This is a genomic window from Pseudomonas sp. ZT5P21 (genome assembly GCF_054897785.1).
In genome coordinates this window covers 621,209-636,614 of sequence record NZ_CM142705.1, presented here as the reverse complement: position 1 = coordinate 636,614, position 15,406 = coordinate 621,209, and the positions used below count along the sequence as shown (strand labels likewise).

Here is a 15,406-nt window from a genome sequence, read left to right as displayed (position 1 = left end):
GACTTACACGATTCAGAAAAAAACATACATTTATACCTCTTCTAGTAACAGCTATTGGGTTCGACTGAGTGCTGCCTAGAAAAAATGCGCCTCAAAAGGGGCGCATCTTCTTCAAGTTAGAAAAATGACTACGCCTGACTAATAGTCTTGGAGATCACTTCAACCGTGGCGCTGACTTGCTCTTGGTAACGGTCGAGGTCGAGCTTGTGCTGCTTTTGCATTTCGATCTGCTGAGAACACAGATTCATCGCAGCCAGCACCAACAGGCGGTCACCGATCAGCGTCGGGTACTTTCTTTTGGTGTCGGCCAAAGCGGCCTTCAACATCATGGCGGCGTCCAGCAGGGTTTGCTCTTCCCCGGCCGGCGCCTTGATCGAATAGTCCTCCCCCAGGATCGAGACGACTTTTACCCCTGCGGCGCCGACACTCATGCGCTGACCGGGCTGGCGCTGACGCGTTCAACCAAGGCCTGGATGCGAGCGGCGGTGGCGCCTTGTTTCTCTTCCTGTTCCATCAGGCTCAGTTGCAGGCTTTCGTTTTCATCCTTGGCCTGGGCCAGTTCTGCGCTCAGGGTTTGGTTCTGCTGAACGAGGTCGCTGACCAACTGTTCCAACTGACTTAGGGATGCTTCCAACATTTTGAATTTCCAGGCTATTTCAAAGGGCGCGTACGATAAAGAAAAGTCACCACGGATGCCAGGATTCTTAGGGCGCAAAGCCTTGATTTTCCTGGCGGATAACCTTTCTCGCGAACTGTAAAGACTGTGATTGGCGGATCTGGTTCCTGCACTTCGTCGCCAACAGGGGGCGGTCTGGCTGCGACAAATACACGCAGCCCCTCAAGACTTTAGTCGTATGACCGATAAGTCATCCATACGTCAGTCTCAGCGCCGCACGGATGCGCTCTTTTCGGTAAACACCATGTCACTTCGTAATATGAATATCGCGCCACGGGCGTTCCTCGGCTTCGCTCTAATTGGCGGTTTGATGCTGGTCCTGGGGGTCTTTGCCTTGAACCAGATGAGCAAGATTCGCGGTGCCGGTGAGAACATCGCCTCCATGAGCGTGCCGAGCATCAAAAGCCTAGATGAGTTCACTCAGTTAACCTTGCGTCTGCGGGTGTTGTCGTACCGTTTGCTGGTGAACCGCGAACCCGATGTTCAGCAGAAAACCATGGAACTGTTCGACCTGCGCAACCAGCAGATCCGCGATGCGCAGAAAGTCTACGAACCGCTGATCAACGGCCCGGAAGAACGCGGCGCTTATGATAAATACGTGCAGTTGCTGGCGCAGTATCGCCAGCTCGAAGAGCGGATGAAGACGCTCTCGCGCAACAATCAGGTCGACGACCTGCGCAAGATGCTGAACACCGATCTGCTCGCCAACTCCGAAGAAGTCAACGCGGCCCTCGCGAAGTTGCTTGAGATCAACAGCCGGCAAATCGAAAAAACCGACAGCACGGCGGGTGAGCAGTATTCAACCTCCTTCAATCTAGTGATCACCCTGCTGATCATCGCCTCCGGCCTGACGCTGCTGTTTGCCTGGCTGTTGACCAACAGCATCACCAAGCCGATCGCCAACGCCTTGAGCGCCGCCGAAGCAATTGCCGAAGGCAACCTGACTCGCCCGATCACCGTTGATGGTGAAGATGAAGCCGGCCGCCTGCTGGCGGCCATGGCGAAGATGCAGGACAAGCTGCGCGACACACTGCAGCGGATTTCCGGCTCGGCCACGCAACTCGCGTCCGCAGCTGAAGAGCTCAACAGCGTCACCGACGAAAGCGCCCGTGGCCTGACCCAGCAGAACAACGAGATCGAACAGGCCGCCACCGCCGTCAACGAAATGACCAGCGCCGTGGAAGAAGTAGCGCGCAACGCGGTGAGCACATCCGAAGCTTCGAAGAACGCCACCACGTCGGCCGGTGATGGCCGTGATCTGGTTCAGGAAACGGTCAGCGCCATCGAACGCATGAGCGCCGATGTGCAGAGCACTGCCACGCTGATTGGCGACCTGGCGAATGAGTCCCGTGACATTGGCAAGGTGCTGGACGTGATCCGTGGCTTGGCTGACCAGACCAATCTGCTGGCTTTGAACGCAGCGATTGAAGCCGCTCGCGCGGGTGAAGCCGGGCGTGGTTTTGCGGTGGTTGCGGATGAAGTTCGCGCCCTGGCACATCGCACCCAACAGTCGACCAGCGAAATCGAACGCATGATTGGCAGCATTCAAAGCGGCACCGAACATGCTGTGGATTCGATGCGCAACAGTACCGAGCGTGCCGAGTCGACCCTGAACATCGCACGTGGTGCCGGCCTGTCGTTGGACACCATCAACAGCGCCATCGTCGAAATCAACGAACGCAACCTGGTCATCGCCAGCGCGGCTGAAGAGCAGGCGCAGGTGGCTCGGGAAGTGGATCGCAACCTGGTGAACATACGTGATTTGTCGGTGCAATCGGCGACCGGGGCCAATCAGACGAGCGCGGCGAGTAATGAGTTGTCGCGATTGGCGCTGGACCTGAACAATATGGTTGGGCGGTTCAGCCTGTAACACGCAAGGTCAGCTATGTCTTGTAGCGAGGGAGCTCAACCGGACGACGTTGTCATTGCCGCAAAAGCTTTTTGACAGCATCACATTTCAACAGGTTAGAATCGCTGGCACGCAGACTGCATGGTCAGTTTGTGCCCGCCTTTCAGCTTTCTGGAGTACTGCCTTTGAATGCGACGACCATCAACAGCCTGTTCTTGATCGGCGCGTTGCTGGTAGGTGCGAGCATTCTGGTGAGCTCACTTTCGTCTCGCCTGGGCATCCCGATTCTGGTGATTATCCTGGCCGTGGGGATGGCGGCCGGCGTCGATGGCGCTGGTATTATTTTTGATAACTACCCCACAGCTTATCTGGTCGGCAACCTCGCGCTGGCCGTCATTCTGCTTGACGGCGGTTTGCGGACACGGGTGTCGAGTTTCCGCGTAGCGTTATGGCCAGCGCTGTCGCTGGCCACGGTCGGTGTGTTGATTACCACCGGGCTGACCGGCATGGCCGCGGCGTGGCTGTTCAATCTGAACATGATTCAAGGGTTGCTGATCGGCGCCATCGTCGGCTCCACCGATGCCGCAGCGGTGTTTTCACTGCTTGGCGGCAAAGGTCTGAATGAACGGGTCTCCGCCAGCCTCGAGATCGAATCCGGCAGCAACGATCCGATGGCGGTGTTCCTTACTGTTACGCTGATCGACATGCTCGCCAGCGGCGAAACCGGCCTGCACTGGGACCTGTTGGGGCATCTGGTGCGTGAGTTCGGCATCGGCGGCGTGATCGGGCTGGGCGGCGGCTGGCTGATGCTGCAACTGGTCAACCGCATCAACCTGGCCACCGGCCTCTACCCCATCCTGGTGATTGCCGGCGGGCTGGTGGTGTTCGCCCTGACCAACGCCCTGCACGGCAGCGGCTTCCTCGCGGTTTACCTGTGCGGCCTGGTGATAGGCAACCGCCCGGTGCGCAGCCGCCACGGCATCTTGCACATGCTCGACGGCATGGCCTGGCTGGCGCAGATCGGCATGTTCCTGGTGCTGGGTCTGCTGGTCACGCCACATGACTTGCTGCCGATTGCCCTGCCCGCACTGGGCCTGGCGCTGTGGATGATCCTGTTTGCAAGGCCGTTGTCGGTGATGGTCGGCCTGCTGCCGTTCAAGGCCTTCCATGGCCGCGAAAAGGCGTTCATTTCCTGGGTTGGCCTGCGGGGCGCGGTCCCGATCATTCTGGCGGTGTTCCCTTTGATGGCAGGGCTGCCCAACGCTCAGCTGTACTTCAACCTCGCGTTCTTTATCGTGCTGGTCTCGCTGCTGGTGCAAGGCACCAGCCTGCCATGGGTGGCAAAGCTGCTGAAGGTGACCGTTCCGCCAGAGCCGGCGCCGATCTCCCGCGCGGCGCTGGAAGTGCATGTCACCAGCGAGTGGGAGCTGTTCGTTTATCGCCTCGGCGCCGAAAAATGGTGCATCGGTTCGCCCCTCCGTGAACTGAAAATGCCCGAAGGCACTCGCATCGCGGCCCTGTTTCGTGGCCAGCAACTGCTCCATCCGTCGGGTAGTACGGTGCTCGAAGTCGATGATTTACTCTGCGTAATCGGCCACGAACACAACCTGCCGGCCCTTGGAAAACTGTTCAGCCAGGCGCCGCAGCGGGGTCTGGATTTGCGCTTCTTCGGCGACTTCGTACTCGAAGGAGATGCCCAGCTGGCCGCGGTTGCTGCCCTGTACGGGTTGAAAGTCGAAGGCATCGATCCGGACATGTCCCTGGGCCATTTCATTGCGCAGAAAGTGGGCGGCGCGCCAGTAGTCGGTGACCAGGTGGAGTGGAACAACACCATCTGGACCGTTGCGGTCATGGAAGGGAACAAGATCGGCAAAGTGGGCGTCAGATTCCCCGAAGGAAGTCGCCCAGGTCCCGGACTCTTCCTCTAAACTCCACACTTCGTCTCGTTTTCGATCGGTCTCTATGTCATCTCTGCGCACCTTTTTCATCATGGCCCTGCTGGGCTTGAGTCTCTCTGTCAGTAGTCTGAAAGCGGCCGAACCGCCGTCCAGCGAAGCCGTGCAGGCAAACCTGGACAAGATCGCCGAGCGCAAACTGCCGGAAGCCGATCAGAAAGCCCTGCAGACCCTGCTGCAAAACACGTTGACACAGCTCAACAACCAGCGTGACTACGAGCAGAAGCTGGCCGATCTCAAGCAGCAACTCGCTACTGCACCCAAGCAGAACATCGAGAACCAGCGCGAACTGACTCGCCTGAAAGGCACCAGCACCATCCCGGTGGCGCAACGTTATGCCAAGGAGTCGATTCAGCAGCTTGAGCAACTGCTGACCGAACGCTCGACCCAGCAAAGCGATCTGCAAAAAGCCCTCGCGGAGGCGAACAGCCTAGTCATTACCGCTCAGACCCGCCCCGAGCGCGCCCAGGCGGAAATTTCCACCAGCCAGACGCGCATCCAACAAATCAACAACGTACTCAAGCTCGGCAAGGACAACGGCAAGACCCTGAGCGGCGAACAGCGTGACCTGCTCAACGCCGAGCTGGCGGCACTGAACGCGCTGATCCCGCTGCGTCGCCAGGAACTAGCCGGCAACAGCCAACTGCAAGACCTGGGCAACAGCCAGCATGACTTGCTGACAGAAAAAACCGACCGTCTGGACCGGGAAATCCAGGAGCTGCAAACCCTGATCAACCAGAAGCGTCTGGCCCAGTCTCAGGAAACGGTGACGCAACAATCCATCGAGGCGCAGAAATCCGGCAGCAGCGCGCTATTGGCCACCGAAAGCGCGGCGAATCTAAAGCTTTCCGATTATCTGCTCAAAACCACCGACCGCCGGAACGTCGTCACCCAACAAAACCTGCAGACCAAGCAGCAGCTCGACAACGTGACCCAGAGCGATTCAGCGCTCGACGAGCAGATCAACGTGCTCAAGGGCAGCTTGCTGCTCTCGAAGATTCTCTACAAACAGAAACAGGCGCTGCCGCGTCTCCAGCTCGACCGCGACCTGGCGGACCAGATCGCCGACATTCGCCTGTATCAGTTTGAAGTCAGCCAACAACGGGAATTGCTCAGTAACCCGACAACTTACGTCGACAACCTGCTGTCGACTCAGCCTCCCGAGCAAGTCACCCCGCAACTGCGCAAGAACCTGCTGGAAATCGCGACCACCCGCGCCGACCTGTTGGAACGCCTGAACCGCGAACTGAGCGCGGTGCTCAACGAATCCATCACCCTGCAACTCAATCAAAAGCAACTGCTCAGCACCGCGCAAAGCCTGCGGGCGACGCTCGACGAGCAGATGTTCTGGATTCCGAGCAACAAACCACTCGATCCGGAATGGATGCGCGGCGCGCCGGAGCGTTTGCAACGCCAAGTGGCTTCCCTGCCCCTGAAGTCGAGTGTGAGCGAATTGATTGACGGCCTGACTCAGCGACCGCTGCTGTTTCTGCCGCTGGTATTGCTGATCGGCGCCCTGCTGTGGCGGCGCAAAAGCCTGTATGCCCGACTGAACAAGGTTCACCAGGACATCGGCCACTTCAAGCGTGACAGCCAGTTGCACACGCCGCAGGCAATCCTGATCAATATTCTGTTGGCGATGCCAGTTGCGCTGGGCCTGGCCTTGTGCGGCCTGGCTTTGCAAATCGACGCTCGCGGCCAAAACGCCAACATGGGCTCGGCGTTGCTGCAAATGGCTCAGGCCTGGCTGGTGTTCTACACCGCCTATCGGATCCTCGCGCCGGGCGGCGTGGCCGAACTGCATTTCCGCTGGCAAAAACCCCAGGTCGAGTTTCTGCAAGGCTGGGTCCGTCGACTTGGACTGGTGGTCATGGCGCTGGTCGCGGTGGTGGCGGTTGCCGAGCTGCAACCGGCGGCGCTGGCCGAAGACGTTTTGGGCATGCCGGTCGTACTGATCTGCTACGCCTTGATGGCCTGGCTGCTGAGCCGATTGCTGATCAGCAGCCCGACGCACGAAAATGCTTCACTGTTCCGCAAAGCGGTCGGGATCATGTTCACCATCCTGCCCGTCGCGTTGTTCGTGGCAGTCTGCTTCGGCTACTACTACACCGCGCTGAAACTCAGCGATCGGTTGATCAACACCCTTTACCTGCTGATGTTCTGGCTGGTGATCGAAGCCACCTTCGTACGCGGCCTCAGTGTGGCGGCGCGTCGTCTGGCGTATCAGCGAGCCCTGGCCAAACGTCAGGCCGCGAAAGAGGCCGGCGACGGCGAGGCAGTGATCGAAGAGCCGACGCTGGACATCGAGAAGGTCAACGAACAGTCCCTGCGCCTGATTCGTCTGGCGCTGCTCGGCGGCTTCATTGCCGCGCTGTACTGGGTCTGGTCTGATCTGATTTCGGTATTCTCGTACCTCGACAACATCACCCTCTACGAATACACCAGCGGCACCGGCGCCAACATGAGCATGGTGCCGATCAGCATCGGCGACATGCTCGGGGCGCTGATCATCATCGGCATCACCTTTGCCCTCGCGCGCAACTTGCCTGGCTTGCTGGAAGTGTTGGTGTTGTCGAAGCTGAATCTGGCCCAGGGCAGTGCGTACGCCACCACCACGCTGCTGTCCTACGTAATCGCAGGCGTCGGTTTCGTCTCGACCCTGTCGACCCTCGGGGTGAGCTGGGACAAGTTGCAATGGCTGGTCGCAGCGCTCTCGGTCGGTCTCGGTTTCGGCATGCAGGAGATTTTCGCGAACTTCATCTCAGGCATCATGATTCTGTTCGAACGCCCGGTGCGGATCGGCGACACCATCACCATCGGCAACCTGTCGGGCACGGTAAGCAAGATCCGCATCCGCGCCACGACCATCACCGATTTCGACCGCAAGGACATCATCGTCCCGAACAAGACCTTCATCACCGGCCAGCTGATCAACTGGTCACTGACCGACACCATTACCCGGGTGACGCTCAAACTCGGGGTCGATTACGGCTCGGACCTGGACCTGGTGAAAGAACTGCTGCTGAAAGCCGCGCGCGAGAACCCTCGGGTGCTCAAGGAACCCGAGCCACTCGTTTACTTCCTGAACTTCGGGGAAAGCACCCTCGACCACGAGTTGCGCATGCACGTGCGCGACCTCGGCGACCGCAACCCAGTGCTCGATGAGGTCAACCGCTTCATCAACCGCGAGTTCAAGAAGCAGCACATCAACATCTCGTTCCGGCAGATGGAGGTTTACCTCAAGAACCTTCACGGCGAGGAATACAAAATAGTGCCCGTCGAGTCCGAAACCAAAACCAAAACCAAAACCATCGTGCCACTGGTTGATGGCAAACCACCGCAAGCGCCGCCATCCGCCAAACTCGACTAACCGCACTATCCCCAGCAGAATGCTCAGACATTCTGCTGGAGATGGCCGGTGAAAGCCCTCGACGAACTGACCTTCGATAATCGCTTCGATCGCCTGGGCGATACGTTTTCCGCCCACGTGCTGCCCGAACCCATCGACAATCCGCGCCTCGTCGTCGTGAGCCCTGCCGCCTTGGCGTTGCTCGACCTTGAGCCGACCGTGGCCGAAACTCCGGAGTTCGCCGAGCTGTTCAGCGGCCACAAGCTCTGGGCCGATGCGGTTCCGCGGGCGATGGTCTATTCCGGTCATCAGTTCGGTTCCTACAACCCACAGTTGGGCGATGGTCGCGGCCTGTTGCTGGGCGAGGTCTACAATGAGGCGGGCGAGCATTGGGACCTGCACCTCAAAGGTGCTGGCCAGACGCCTTTCTCGCGCATGGGCGATGGACGCGCAGTGCTGCGGTCCTCGATCCGCGAGTTTCTCGCCTCCGAAGCGTTACATGCGCTGAACATCCCGACCACTCGCGCGTTGTGCGTGATCGGCTCCGATACGCCGGTGTGGCGCGAAAAACAGGAACGCGCAGCCATGCTCCTGCGCCTGGCGCCAAGCCATGTGCGCTTCGGGCATTTCGAGTATTTCTACTACACCAAACGCCCCGAGCAGCAGAAAGAACTCGGCGATCACGTACTGACCATGCACTTCCCCGAATGCCTCGAACAGCCCGAACCCTATCTGGCGATGTTCCGCGAAATCGTCGAGCGCAATGCCGAACTGATCGCCAAATGGCAGGCTTATGGCTTCTGCCACGGCGTGATGAACACCGACAACATGTCGATCCTCGGCATCACCTTCGATTTCGGCCCGTTCGCCTTCCTCGATGACTTCGATGCCAACTTCATCTGCAACCACTCCGATGACCAGGGCCGCTATTCCTTTAGTAACCAGGTGCCGATCGGCCAGTGGAACCTCAGCGCCCTAGCCCAGGCCCTGACGCCGTTCATCAGCGTCGAGGCCCTGCGCGAAATCCTGGGTCTGTACCTGCCGCTGTTCCAGGCTCATTACCTGGACCTGATGCGCCGCCGCCTCGGCTTTACCACTGCTGAAGATGATGACCAGAAACTGCTGGAACAGCTGCTGCAACTGATGCAGAACAGCGGCGTCGACTACAGCCTTTTTTTCCGCCGCCTTGGCGATGAATCCCCGGAAGTGGCCGTTGCCCGATTGCGCGACGACTTCGTCGACATCAAAGGCTTCGATGCCTGGGCCGAGCGTTATGTCGCCCGGGTTGCTCGCGAAAGCGAGGCCGACCAGGAACAGCGGCGCCAACGGATGCACGCGGTCAATCCGCTCTACATCCTGCGCAACTACCTGGCGCAGAAAGCCATCGATGCAGCGCAAAGCGGCGACTATTCAGAGGTTCGCCGGCTGCATGCGGTGCTGAGCAAGCCGTTCGAGAAGCAGCCGGGGATGGAGAGCTATGCCGAGCGGCCGCCGGAGTGGGGCAAGCATTTGGAGATCAGTTGTTCGTCTTGAGTATGCCTGCAGAATGTCACCTTGATAACCACTGACTTTGACTCCAGATCAGTGTCATGGATTGCCCATTTGTTCAGAGTCCAATTATGTCCGACCCACTCCTGATCCCCTGCGCCCATTGCAACGGCCTCAACCGCATTCCTGCCGAGCGCCTCAACGACCGTCCAAAATGCGGTCGATGCAAAGCCGAGGTCTTGCTGAGCAAGCCTTTCGAGTTGAAACAAGGTGACTACCCCAGTCAAATCAAGGGCGATCTGCCGTTGCTGGTGGACGTATGGGCGGACTGGTGCGGGCCGTGCAAGTCGTTTGCGCCGGTGTTCGAACAGGCTGCGGGGCAATTGGCGGGCAAGTGTCGGCTGGCCAAGCTGGACAGCGAGGCTAATCAGCAGTTGTCGGCGCAGTTGGGGATTCGCTCGATTCCAAGTCTGATACTGTTCAAGAACGGCCGGGAAGTGGCGCGACAGAGCGGGGCGTTTCCGTTACCGCAGTTGATGAGCTGGTTGCGTAGCCAGGGGATTTAAGAACACCGCCAATCACTGTGGGAGCGGGCTTGCTCGCGAATGCGGAGTTTCAGTCGACATCAACATTGACTGTCACACCGCATTCGCGATCAAGTCGAATCGTCGCACCGCCGCTCCCACATTGGTATTCAGGCGTTTTCGAGCAGGTTATGCAACTCGACGAACTGCTGGGTCAGTTTGTGCCGTGGATCAAGATGGATCAGCGGTGTATTGGCCTGGTGCGATTCGCGCATGCGCACCGAGGTGCCCAGGTACACCGGCAATACCGGCAGACCTTCGGCGATCAATTCGTCGAGGATTTGCTGAGGCAGGCTGGCGCGAGCCTGGAACTGGTTGACGACAATGCCCTCCACCTCCAGGCCTTCGTTGTGGTCTTCCTTCAACTCTTCGATTTCCGCCAGCAGGCCGTAGAGCGCTTGGCGCGAGAAGCTGTCGCAATCGAAGGGAATCAACACCCGATCGGCGGCAATCAAGGCCGAAACCGCATAGAAATTTAACGCTGGCGGGGTATCGAGGTAGATCCGGTCGTAATCTTCAGCCAGCTCGTCGAGCAGTTTGCGCAACTTGTTGATCTTGTGTTTGGCCTCTAGTTTGGGCTGCAAGTCGGCCAGCTCGGCGGTGGCGGTGATGAGATGTAGGTTATCGAAAGGGGTTTCGTAGATATCGACCTGATTTTTCTTCGAAAACGGGCCCGAAGACAGCGTTTGCTTGAAGAAGTCGGCAATGCCCATCGGAATGGCATTACCGGTAAGCCCGGTGAGGTACTGGGTAGAATTGGCCTGAGCGTCGAGATCCACCAAGAGGGTGCGATAGCCCTCGCTGGCACTAACCGCCGCCAAATTGCAGGCGATGCTGGATTTGCCTACGCCGCCTTTCTGATTGAATACCACGCGCCGCATGTCAAAACCTCCGTGTATCAAAGAATGACCGAGTGTAGTAGTCCACGGCGTCGCTTAGCTACCTCGCCGGCACACGGACTACACGGTCGGGTACGAACGCTCACTGAAAAAGCCGCAAACTCGTCCAGAAAAATGCTCCTGGAGCCGACAGACATACGCGACTCGACGTGGATAATGGCCAAACGATATCCAGTCACGAACCCATCGGTACATTTCGCTGGACAAAATGTAACCAGCATTTGCTACGCGCTCGCCGCACCGGGATAATGCGCGCCACTCGGCGCTCAGCGTCACGTCAGGTGACCGCTGTCTATTTCGACTCGCCGCGTCAAGAAAGCCCGCAGGGGCGGGATGAATGCCTGTGATCAATTTCAACATCGCCCAATGGCGCGCGTGGGCCCCTGGGCTCGAAAGCGTGGACGATTGGCAGGCCTGGAGCCGACAACCGGTCGCGCTCCTGAGCAGCGATGCCGCCCCCGACGTCTCATTTCTGCCGGCCATGCAGCGGCGGCGGCTCAGCCGTCTTGCGCGGATGGCGTTCAGTGTCGGCTGGCCGCTGGCCGATGGTCGCCCTGACCTACCGCTGGTCTTTATTTCACGCCACGGCGAAACCCCGCGCACCTTCGATATCCTCAGCGATCTGGCTGCTGATCAGCCACTGTCGCCGACTCAATTCAGCCTGTCTGTGCATAACGCCGTCATCGGTCTGTGGTCGATCATGCGCGGCGAAACCAGCGAAATGACCGCCCTGGCTGCGGCCGGCGACGGCCTTGAGCACGGCATGCTAGAGGCTGCGGCACTGCTTGCCGAAGGGGCTCCCGCGGTCCTGCTGGTGGTGACCGAAGAACAGCCACCCGAGGCCTATTCGGCCTGGATCAATGATGTGCCATTCCCTTACGCGGTGGGTTTGCTGCTGACGCCCGGCCGCGACTGGCAGCTGTCCTTGAACAGCACTTCGGATGAGTTGTCAAAAGCCCACTGGCCCCATGCCCTGAATCTCTTGCGTACCCTGCTCGGCCAGCAGATCACCTGCCAACATGCCTGGAAAAATCGCGTATGGACCTGGCAACGCAACCTGTAACCGAAAAAAACCGCGACGCCTATTACTGGCGTTTGCTGGCCACCGCCGCAAGCTTCACCCTCTTCGGACTGGGCGGACTCTGCCTGCGCCTGTTGGTTTTCCCGCTGCTCGGCTGCCTGCCGGGCAATGCGCAAAAACACCGACTTCGGGCGCGGCAAACCGTCAGTCGCTGTTTCTGGTTTTTCGTCCGCTTCATGGCCCGCACCGGGGTGCTGACCTACGACATCCAAGGCGCGGAAAAACTCGGCCGGCCGGGGCAGATGATCATCGCCAATCATCCGTCGCTGATTGACGTGGTGTTTCTGATCGGTTTGGTGCGCCATTCCAACTGCGTGGTTAAAAGCAGCCTCTGGGAGAACCCCTTCACCCGTGGCCCATTACGCCGCACCGAATACATCAGCAACGACGGCAGCATGGACATGCTCGACGCCGCTGCCGACGCGCTGAAAAGCGGCCAGACCCTGATCATTTTTCCCGAGGGCACCCGCACCCAGCCAGGCGCAGCCCCCTCCTTTCATCGGGGTGCAGCGTCGATCGCACTGCGTGGTGCGAAAATCCTCACCCCGGTGATCATCAAGGTCAGCCCGACCACATTGACCAAGGCCGAACCCTGGTACCGGATCCCCAAACGGCGCGTGCACTTCAGTTTTCGGGTCGGGGCCGATATAGACCCACAGACCTTTGCCGCGCAAGGGCCTGCGCCTCAAGCCTCGCGCAAGCTCAATGATTGCCTGCATCACTACTTTATTAAGGAGCTCGCCGAAGATGAGCGATCTGCACACTCTTAGTCTCAAGCACGAAATCAAAGAACTGATCATCGATGCCCTGGGCCTTGAAGACATCAGTGCCCAGGACATTGGCGACGACCAGACGCTGTTCGGCGAAGGCCTGGGCCTGGACTCCGTCGACGCTCTGGAGCTCGGCCTGGCGATCCAGAAAAAGTACGGCATCAAAATCGACGCCGACGCCAAGGACAACCGTAATCACTTCAGCAACGTGGCGAGCCTTGCGGCGTTCGTCACTGCAAAACAGGCAGCTTGAGACCGGACCATGCAAACTCGTGACGACATTTTCAATACCTTGCGCGATGCCTTGGTCGAACTCTTCGAGCTGGACCCCAAACGTGTGAGCCTCAACTCCAACCTGTACCAGGACCTGGAAATCGACAGCATTGACGCGGTCGACCTGATCGACCACATCAAACGTCAGACCGGCAAGAAAATCGCCGCCGAAGAATTCAAATCGGTGCGTACCGTCAGCGACGTCGTCGAGGCGGTCTACCGTCTGGTTCAACCGGCCGCATGAGCCGAGTGATCGGCCTCGGCCTGCTGCTGGCGGGCCTGCTGTACCCCTTCGCGGTGTATTTCGGCATGGAACATTTTGCCCCGTGGCAGTTCGGTCTGCTGTTGGGCAGCCTGTGGCTGGCGCGAGCGCTGACGGGCTTGCGCCGGCCAGGAAGTCTGTGGATGGCCACCGTCGCCATCGTGTTTTGCCTGTTGCTCGCCCTGTTCGACAGCCCCGCCATGCTGCGCTGGTATCCCGTGCTGATCAGCGGCTTCATGCTGGTACTGTTCGGGCTAAGCCTGAAATATGGCCCGCCCATGATCGAACGCCTGGCCCGCCTGCGTGAGCCACGCTTGCCGGCCAAGGCGATTCGCTATACCCGCCAGGTCACCATTGCCTGGTGTGTGTTTTTTCTCTGCAACGGTTTGTGCGCCGCCGCCCTGACCCTCTGGGCGCCGCTGAGTTGGTGGATGTTGTACACCGGCCTGATCTCCTATGGATTGATCGGCCTGATGTTTGCCATTGAATGGCTCATACGACAACGGGTACGAGGCCACCCATGAATTGGATAAAACTTGAGCAACAGTTGCTCAAGGCTCAACCGGAACGCGCCGTGACGGCCGGGCCGGTGCTGAATCACGCACAACTGTGCGAACAGGCCCTGAGCCTGGCCGCCGGCCTGCAATCGCAGGGTGTGCGGCGTATCGCCGTGCACCTCGAAGACGCCGCCGACCTGGCGATTGCTCTGCTCGGCGCCTGGCGTGCCGGGGTCGGCGTGCTGCTGCCGGCCGATCTGCAACCTCAAACGCGCCAGCGCTGGTCGAGCGAAGTTGATCTATGGCTGACGGATCAGGCCGATGATGCACATCTGAGCGACTATCGTCATGTGCCGCTAAGTGCCGACGCGCTGGATCCGGATCGCTGCACGCTGAGCCTGTGCACCTCCGGTTCCAGTGGCGAACCCAAGCGCATCGACAAAACCCTGCGTCAACTGGCCAATGAAGTCGAAGCGCTGGAGCAGCTCTGGGGTGCCGATCTGGGCGAGGCGTGCCTTATTGGCAGCGTCGCCACCCAGCACATCTACGGGTTGCTGTTTCGGGTGTTGTGGCCGCTGTGTGCCGGTCGCCCGTTCGTGCGCAAGCAACTGGCTTTTCCGGAAGATTTGCAACGCGCCAGCCGCGAACACCCGGCCTTCGCCTGGGTCGCCAGCCCGGCACTGCTCAAGCGCATGGGCGACAATCTCGACTGGCCGGCGCTGAGCGCGGTTCGCCGGGTGTTTTCCTCGGGCGGTGCGTTGCCGGCCGAGGCGGCGCTAAGCCTGCAGCAACGGCTGCAACAGTGGCCGACGGAAATCCTCGGCAGTTCGGAAACCGGTGGCATCGCCTGGCGTCAGGGCAACGATCTCTGGCAAGCCTTTGCCGACGTCGAATTGAGCCAGGACAGTGACGGAGCGTTGCTCATTGCATCGCCGTATCTGCCGCCCGGTCACATCGAACACACCGCGGACGCTGCGCGAATCGCCGCCGACGGCCGCTTCGAATTGCTCGGTCGGCTGGACCGGATCGTCAAGCTGGAAGAAAAACGCATCTCGCTGCCGATGCTGGAGCAGGCGCTAATGGCCCACGAATGGGTTTGCGACGCGCGCCTCGGCGTGGTTCAGGAAAATCGCGCCTCGCTGGGTGCGTTGCTGGTTCTCAGCGAATCGGGTTTGCATGCCTTGCGCAATCAGGGTCGACGCACCCTCACCCAGGAACTGCGCCAACACCTCAGCCAACATTGCGAAGCCCTCGCCCTGCCACGACGCTGGCGCCTGCTGCGACAAATGCCGCTCAACACTCAAGGCAAACTGCCCCAGGCCGACGTGGAAGCCTTGCTGCTGGCGCCGCGCCCGAAAACGCCGCAAATCCTTGAACGCATCGAAGCCAATGGCGAGTGGAGCCTGCAACTGGCGATACCACCGGACCTCGCTTACTTCAGCGGCCACTTCCCCCAGGCGCCGGTTTTGCCCGGCGTGGTGCAAGTGAAGTGGGCTCTGCACCTTGGTCAGCAATTGATGAACCTGCCGGAAAAATTCGCCGGCATGGAAGTGCTGAAATTCCAGCAACTGGTGCGCCCGGGCGATGAAGTCCAGTTGCACCTGCGCTTCGATCCGGTACGCGGCAAGCTGTACTTCGCCTATCGCAACGAGACCGCCACCTGCTCCAGCGGGCGGATTTTGCTGGAGGCTTCGGGTGATGAGTAAGTTTGGTGAGTGCTGCG

14 protein-coding genes are annotated in these 15,406 nt (G+C 59.6%); 11 read left to right on the top strand and 3 right to left on the bottom strand.

Annotated elements, in window-relative coordinates:
• Positions 1 to 128: 128 nt before the first annotated feature.
• On the bottom strand, positions 129 to 431 hold the full coding sequence (locus tag ACYZT9_RS02980; RefSeq protein ID WP_462008495.1) for a cell division protein ZapA: 303 nt from the start codon (positions 429 to 431) through the stop codon (positions 129 to 131).
• Positions 428 to 637: a hypothetical protein gene (locus ACYZT9_RS02975; RefSeq protein WP_462008494.1), complete on the bottom strand. Its 210-nt coding sequence runs from the start codon at positions 635 to 637 to the stop codon at positions 428 to 430. Before ACYZT9_RS02975 ends, ACYZT9_RS02980 begins: the two co-directional genes overlap by 4 nt.
• Before the next feature lie 283 nt (positions 638 to 920).
• Between ACYZT9_RS02975 and ACYZT9_RS02970 the strand changes: the two genes are divergently transcribed.
• The 5 genes from ACYZT9_RS02970 (at position 921) to trxC (ending at position 9,883) form a co-directional block, all read left to right on the top strand.
• Positions 921 to 2,546, top strand: a complete 1,626-nt coding sequence (locus ACYZT9_RS02970; protein WP_462008493.1) for a methyl-accepting chemotaxis protein — start codon at positions 921 to 923, stop codon at positions 2,544 to 2,546.
• Between the two features lie 164 nt (positions 2,547 to 2,710).
• Complete coding sequence (locus tag ACYZT9_RS02965) at positions 2,711 to 4,453, top strand: potassium/proton antiporter (RefSeq protein ID WP_462008492.1); 1,743 nt, start codon at positions 2,711 to 2,713, stop codon at positions 4,451 to 4,453.
• Positions 4,454 to 4,487: 34 nt separating this feature from the next.
• Positions 4,488 to 7,850, top strand: a complete 3,363-nt coding sequence (gene mscK / locus ACYZT9_RS02960) for a mechanosensitive channel MscK (protein ID WP_462008491.1) — start codon at positions 4,488 to 4,490, stop codon at positions 7,848 to 7,850.
• A gap of 48 nt (positions 7,851 to 7,898) precedes the next feature.
• Positions 7,899 to 9,362 carry a protein adenylyltransferase SelO gene (selO, locus tag ACYZT9_RS02955; RefSeq protein WP_462008490.1) on the top strand — a complete coding sequence of 488 codons (1,464 nt, stop codon included), beginning with the start codon at positions 7,899 to 7,901 and terminating at the stop codon, positions 9,360 to 9,362.
• Between the two features lie 86 nt (positions 9,363 to 9,448).
• Entirely contained in the window at positions 9,449 to 9,883 is a 435-nt protein-coding gene (gene trxC, locus ACYZT9_RS02950; protein ID WP_462008489.1) for a thioredoxin TrxC, read from the top strand.
• Between the two features lie 128 nt (positions 9,884 to 10,011).
• On the opposite strand, the gene ACYZT9_RS02945 is transcribed toward trxC, so the two are convergent.
• Positions 10,012 to 10,782 (bottom strand): ParA family protein, encoded by a 771-nt coding sequence (locus tag ACYZT9_RS02945; protein ID WP_462008488.1) that lies wholly within the window; start codon positions 10,780 to 10,782, stop codon positions 10,012 to 10,014.
• 355 nt (positions 10,783 to 11,137) lie between these two features.
• Between ACYZT9_RS02945 and ACYZT9_RS02940 the strand changes: the two genes are divergently transcribed.
• From ACYZT9_RS02940 to ACYZT9_RS02915, 6 genes are read left to right on the top strand one after another with little or no spacing between them, the layout of a single operon-like run.
• Positions 11,138 to 11,863: a beta-ketoacyl synthase chain length factor gene (locus ACYZT9_RS02940; RefSeq protein WP_462008487.1), complete on the top strand. Its 726-nt coding sequence runs from the start codon at positions 11,138 to 11,140 to the stop codon at positions 11,861 to 11,863.
• On the top strand, positions 11,839 to 12,651 hold the full coding sequence (locus ACYZT9_RS02935; RefSeq protein ID WP_462008486.1) for a lysophospholipid acyltransferase family protein: 813 nt from the start codon (positions 11,839 to 11,841) through the stop codon (positions 12,649 to 12,651). Before ACYZT9_RS02940 ends, ACYZT9_RS02935 begins: the two co-directional genes overlap by 25 nt.
• The gene (locus ACYZT9_RS02930; RefSeq protein WP_462008485.1) at positions 12,629 to 12,904 is read left to right on the top strand and encodes a phosphopantetheine-binding protein; all 276 of its coding nucleotides are present in this window, start codon (positions 12,629 to 12,631) and stop codon (positions 12,902 to 12,904) included. Before ACYZT9_RS02935 ends, ACYZT9_RS02930 begins: the two co-directional genes overlap by 23 nt.
• A gap of 9 nt (positions 12,905 to 12,913) precedes the next feature.
• The gene (locus ACYZT9_RS02925; RefSeq protein WP_462008484.1) at positions 12,914 to 13,168 is read left to right on the top strand and encodes an acyl carrier protein; all 255 of its coding nucleotides are present in this window, start codon (positions 12,914 to 12,916) and stop codon (positions 13,166 to 13,168) included.
• Positions 13,165 to 13,710 (top strand): COG4648 family protein, encoded by a 546-nt coding sequence (locus ACYZT9_RS02920; RefSeq protein WP_462008483.1) that lies wholly within the window; start codon positions 13,165 to 13,167, stop codon positions 13,708 to 13,710. The genes ACYZT9_RS02925 and ACYZT9_RS02920 overlap by 4 nt, the downstream gene beginning before the upstream one ends.
• Complete coding sequence (locus ACYZT9_RS02915) at positions 13,707 to 15,389, top strand: AMP-binding protein (protein WP_462008482.1); 1,683 nt, start codon at positions 13,707 to 13,709, stop codon at positions 15,387 to 15,389. The genes ACYZT9_RS02920 and ACYZT9_RS02915 overlap by 4 nt, the downstream gene beginning before the upstream one ends.
• The last annotated feature ends 17 nt before the right edge of the window (positions 15,390 to 15,406 follow it).